Genomic DNA, 5133 nt, shown 5'->3' on the forward strand with positions numbered 1-5133 from the left:
GAGGACCAGGCGTGCCGGTGCCGGGCACCGTGAGCCGAAACGACCAGGACCCGGACACCACGTGGCCATCGGCGGAGGTGACGCGGTAGTTCACCGTGTACGTTCCGGCCGGGCCCAGCGCTCGCAGGGCGATGCCGACCACCGCGCCCTGCACGGTGGGCTCGCCGGTGGACCAGACGTTGCCGTCGGGACCGACCACCGTCATGGCGGCGAACGTGGTTTGCAACTGCTCGTTGAACGTGGCGCTCACCCGCTGCGGGCCCGTCGCCAGCGCCGCATCGGCGGCGGGGTCGGTGGCCACGCGGGCGGCGTGGGCCGACGCGGCCGGCGCGGTCAGTGTCGCGATGACAAACATGACGCCGACGCACGCGCCAACCGCCAGGCGCTTCATGCTCGCCGGCGGATCAGGGCCATCGCGATGCCCGCGGCGGCGACCACCAGGGCGGCGCCGCCCAGCAGTCGGGCCGGGTTGTCGGCCCCATTCGGCCCCGCCGGCGCCGTGCCGGGGGAGCCGTGGTGTTGGTGCGGTGCCGCCGCGCCGGTGGCCAGGGCGAGCATGGGAACCGGGTGCTCGGGCTCGCTCCCGTCGGGCAGCGGCGGCTGATCCCACTTCACGACGGTTCCGTCGGAGTAGGTCTGCGTGGCGGGGAAGCTGACGGTGTCGGTGTCGGGCAGCTTCACCGACAGCCGGAACAGGGCGAATTGATCCGCCCCGATGCCGCCGGTGAGGGCGGCGGTCCACGTCACCGACCGCACGGTGCCCGACGCCGCGTCGCGGTCGAGCCTGGCCGTCCAGCCCGGCAGGCTTTCGGTGCGCGCCGATGCGACGTTGGGAAGCGTGACGGTCAGGGCGGTGGTGAGCGCCCCGTTGTTCGACTCGTTGGGCACCTGGAACGTGACGATCGCCATGGCCCCGCGCACCGCGTTGTCGCTGCTGGCGTGCACGTGGGCCCAGGCGGCGGGAAGTTGGGCGGCCGAACCGAGATAGAGGGCGATGGCCGCGGCGATGACGGTCAGGGTGCGGGATATCCACCTGCTGTGGACGGGCATGCCGGGATGCTGCCTTTCGTGCGGGCGGTCAGCTCAGGCCGAGGCGGGCCATCAGGTCCGCCTCGATCCCGTCGAGCTGCGTCGAGATCGCGGCGTGAGCCGCTCGGCGCCGCGCGGCCGGCATGTTCTCCGCCGCGGTGACCGCCGCCGACAGATCGGTGAGCCGCTCGGCGATCGCGGACACGAACTGCTTGGTCTCGGCGTCCTTGGGCTTTTTGTCCTGCACCATGCGCAGCGACTTTTCCGACCCCGCGATGCGGGCGGACAGCTGGGCGCCGTGACCGGAGAACTGGCCGATCTGGGCCAGCGGAATGCCGAGTTGATCCGCACGCCGCTGGTCGATGAGCGCGCGGGCGGCGACCGCCGCCCGGTAGATGAGCGGGGTGAGGATCGGCGCGAGCAGGCGAGACACCGTCAGCACCCGGCGGATTCGTGTCGGTGAGAAGATCTTGCCCTCCCGCGCGGCTTTGAGTTCGGCCTCCGCGACCTTCAGGGCGTTGCGGTCGCGGTCTCGCTGCGCCTTGATCTGCGCGCGCAGCGCCTTGCCCTCCGCCCGTTGAGCGGATTTGACGCGGCGCACCTCATTCTTCGCGGCCAGCTTGGCTTCGAGCTTCGCGCGGGCCCTGATCGCGCGGGCTTCGGCGCGACGCGTCGCGCGGCTCTTTCGCTTGCGGAACAGGCCCATTCCCGGCCGCCTCCCGGTGATCTCGCTGGCAATCGTTGTCTATCGCTCTCGCGGTTGCGCGATCCGCTGAGCCAACCCTAATGGGAATGGGCGGGCGGCAGCCCTCCAGGGCACGCCCCACGGCCGGTGCCCGGCGTGGACGTCAGGCGTCTAGGTGCTCGGCGCGGCGAAGTTCGTTGACCCGCTCCATGACCTCGCGTTGCGCCTCCGGGGACAGCTCGGCGGTGCGCACCGCGATGCGGCGCACGTTGTCGTCGCGCGTCGTGGCCAACCACGACAGCTCCTTATCGAGCTTCTCGTAGTACTCGTCGTCGGTGAAGTAGGCCGGCTTGATGCGGAAGAAGTTGGCCAGAGCGGCCATGGTCGCCGTCGATGGGTTGGTGCGATTGCCGGAACGCAACTGGGAGAGGTAGGGAGCCGACATCGTGATGCCCTCTGCCTTGAGCGCCGCGATCACTTCCGCGGAGGTGTGCGGCCCGCGTCCCGGGGGATACACCGTGTCGAACAGGCGATTCAGGCGAGCAGCGAACGTCGTGCTCATTGATATGACCTCCACTGGGCTGTAGAAGTGAACTGTTACCTAGGTATATTTGCTGATCATGGTAGCGAGGCTTGGTGATCGTAACCAGGTGCAAACCCCAAGGGAATCCCGACCCGCGTAGCTGACGCTTACCAACTCCCCACTAGACGAGCGTCTAACTGATTCGCTGGGGTGTCCACCAAATCCTTGAAACTCACAGGTTATCCGCAGAATCGGACGTTCGTTCCAAGGTGGCGGGCGAAAGGTGCGCTGACGGGCGCGATAATATGCCGGGACGTGCTGGGCGATCGCTCCGCAACGGGCCCGTTATCAGGGCAGATTCAGCACACCCTTTGCTGCCGGGTGTGAAAAGTGCCCCCGCGACGGTCCCGTTCGCCGGTTTCGCGGCCGCCGGGCGACGATGGCCGAGGCGCGGTTAACTTAGCCGGACGGCGCTGGTACCGCGCCGAAACGCATCGACGGTTCTGCGGCGCGCCAACGCCGACGCGACCGCGGTTGCGGAAACGGCTCGGGCGGGTGCCAACCGGCCCACGCCACGGTCGGCAAGGTGAATCGCGGTTCGCACCCGACCGCGAAACCGCGGCGGTCGTCGGGCAGGTCCTCACGCGGCGAGCAATATCGCCGTGTCGGGGTGGCTGATCGGGTCGACGCCGACCCGGCTCACCATCGAGGTGATGGTTCCGTCGGCCTCGGCTTCCACCCAGGCCGCCCGGTGCTCGAGTCCCAGATAGGGCAGACCCGGCAGCAAGACGCACCCCGATGCCGCGCCGGTGCATTCGGGCAGTGACGGCGTGGTTTCCGACGGCGGGTGCAACATGAGCAGCGCCGGCGGCTGATGCTCCGCGAAATAGCCTGGCTGGATGGCTGATTCACCGAACACCGTGCCCTCGGCGAGCACCAGGCCGACCGTGCCGGGCTCGGGTTCGTCCGGCAATTCCTCGCGGGCACCGAAGACCGTTGTGGTCGAGAGCAATCCGGGCAGCGACGCGATTCTGACCGCGACCATGAGGAGCTGGGCCCATTCTTTGGTCGAATCGGGCCACCGCCCGGAGATCACGAACCCTTTCAAGGCGCCACGAGAATGGAACGGGGACACCCCGATAGGACCATCCGACCCAGTTTCCATTTCGACCTCCGCGCGATGACTCCGCTTGGAACAACCACACTGGCAAGTCCGAATAATTAAGCATGCCTGCGGTTTAGGCGCCATGCAACACGACACGGTCAGCGGCGCAGGCCTACTCGTGCGGTTCGGTGCGGGTCGAACAAACGACGGGGGCGCCGCGCAACCGCGCGACGCCCCCGCCGATCGAAATGAAGTCAGCCGAAAATCAGGCCCCGGGTTTTCGACGTCGCGGCCTCGTACCGCTTCTGCACATCCGCCCAGTTGACGACGTTCCAGAACGCCTTGACGTAGTCCGCCTTGACGTTCTTGTACTGCAGGTAGAACGCGTGCTCCCACATGTCGACCTGCAGCAAGGGGATGATGCCAAGCGGAACGTTGGCCTGCTGGTCGTAGAGCTGGAAGGTGAGCAGCCGGCCGCCCAGGGTGTCGTAACCCAGGACCGCCCAGCCCGAACCCTGCAGTCCGTTGGCGGCCGCGCTGAACTGAGCGCGGAAGCGATCGAAGGACCCGAAGGCGTCATCGATCGCGGCGGCCAGTTCGCCGGTCGGCTTGTCGCCGCCGTCCGGCGACAGGTTCTTCCACCAGATGGAGTGGTTGACGTGGCCGCCCAAGTGGAAGGCGAGGTTCTTTTCGTTCAGGAAGATCGCAGCGTGGTCCTCGTTGGCGCGGGCCTCTTCGAGCTTGGACAGAGCGTCGTTCACGCCTTTGACGTACGTGGCGTGGTGCTTGGTGTGGTGGATCTCGTTGATCTGCCCGGAGATGTGCGGTTCCAACGCTGCATAGTCCCAGTCCAGGTCGGGCAGGGTGTATTCAGCCACGGCATTCCTTTCTTCGATTATCGTCTTGACGCTCAGTCGCGCGGCGCCGTCTTGCGGCGGCCGGCCGTTATCAACCCTGCTCCATGACCGCGCGCTCCGCAAGAACGACCCTTGTGAGCCGGAACGCGGATACCCGCTGAGCGGCGATTCAAGACAAGACGATGACTGCGAGCACGGCCAGCAACGCCAGGGCGATCAGCCCGGCGCGCAGCGCGGCGATGCTATAGCTGTGATTCCACGCCGGCGAGCCGCAATACGACTTCGACGGGCCCGGTGAACCCGGACCGAACGACTGCGTGGCCATCAATCGCCTTCCACCCCCGGTCACCTCGCGTCAGTGAGGTGAGTCACAAACACTTTTCGCGAACGCGATCATAGCGCTTCGTGGCGGCCTTGAGAAATATCGCGCTGAGCTGGGCGTTGGCGAGGGGCGGCGGGGCCGGAAGCGCCGCACCGGGTGGGGGCCGATCCGCGGCCGGACGCGCTGGTCGTAAGGGTGCTTAGCAAGGCAATGCATTTCGCTCGGCGACCCGCTTCGGCTGTCGATGGGGTGCCGACACCGCCGGGGTGTTATCCACAGTTACACCACCGTCAGCCGCCAGGGGCTGTAGCGATGCTTTCTATACCCCCTCTGTCTATGTGGATAAACCTGTGGAAACTGTGGATAGTCGGCGGTCCCTGGGCGGGTTGCCAATCCGGCCCTCGCGGCAGACGGCGGCGGCCGGCCGCGCGGCCCGCGGCCCGCGGTTCGACGGCCGGTGTCGGGACGGCGTTAGTCTGGTCCGGTGATCCAGGTGTGCTCCCAGTGCGGCACCCGCTGGAACGTGCGTGACCGGCAACGCGAATGGTGTCCACGCTGCCGCGGGGCCCTGCTGGCGCCCCCGCCGGACGCCCCACCGGCCGACCCGCGCTG

The 5133-nt window shown here is 67.7% G+C and carries 7 protein-coding genes and 1 pseudogene; 1 reads left to right on the top strand and 7 read right to left on the bottom strand.

The annotated features are described in order from the left end of the window. From DQP57_RS26055 to DQP57_RS26970, 7 genes are all read right to left on the bottom strand, one after another. Nucleotides 1–391, bottom strand: a 391-nt coding sequence (locus DQP57_RS26055) for a copper resistance CopC family protein (protein WP_133259317.1), incomplete at its 3' end; no start/stop codon positions are given. Then, the gene (locus tag DQP57_RS26060) at nt 388–1050 is read right to left on the bottom strand and encodes a YcnI family copper-binding membrane protein (protein ID WP_112635754.1); all 663 of its coding nucleotides are present in this window, start codon (nt 1048–1050) and stop codon (nt 388–390) included. The genes DQP57_RS26055 and DQP57_RS26060, both read right to left, overlap by 4 nt. A 28-nt stretch (nt 1051–1078) precedes the next feature. After that, nucleotides 1079–1735, bottom strand: a complete 657-nt coding sequence (locus DQP57_RS26065) for a DUF6474 family protein (RefSeq protein ID WP_112635756.1) — start codon at nt 1733–1735, stop codon at nt 1079–1081. 142 nt (nt 1736–1877) lie between these two features. Beyond that, nucleotides 1878–2276 (bottom strand): helix-turn-helix domain-containing protein, encoded by a 399-nt coding sequence (locus DQP57_RS26070; protein WP_112635758.1) that lies wholly within the window; start codon nt 2274–2276, stop codon nt 1878–1880. Nucleotides 2277–2877: 601 nt separating this feature from the next. Continuing rightward, the gene (locus DQP57_RS26075) at nt 2878–3402 is read right to left on the bottom strand and encodes a peptidase (protein WP_112635760.1); all 525 of its coding nucleotides are present in this window, start codon (nt 3400–3402) and stop codon (nt 2878–2880) included. Nucleotides 3403–3596: 194 nt separating this feature from the next. Next, nucleotides 3597–4220, bottom strand: coding sequence for a superoxide dismutase (locus tag DQP57_RS26080; protein WP_112635762.1), 624 nt, complete (start codon nt 4218–4220; stop codon nt 3597–3599). 148 nt (nt 4221–4368) lie between these two features. Beyond that, nucleotides 4369–4524: a hypothetical protein gene (locus DQP57_RS26970; RefSeq protein WP_165821908.1), complete on the bottom strand. Its 156-nt coding sequence runs from the start codon at nt 4522–4524 to the stop codon at nt 4369–4371. 481 nt (nt 4525–5005) lie between these two features. Here DQP57_RS26970 and DQP57_RS27375 point away from each other — a divergent pair. Further along, nucleotides 5006–5133 (top strand): annotated as a pseudogene (locus DQP57_RS27375) (DUF4328 domain-containing protein); the annotation flags it as partial.

The organism is Mycobacterium colombiense (assembly GCF_003284935.1).
Lineage (GTDB): Bacteria > Actinomycetota > Actinomycetes > Mycobacteriales > Mycobacteriaceae > Mycobacterium > Mycobacterium arosiense_A.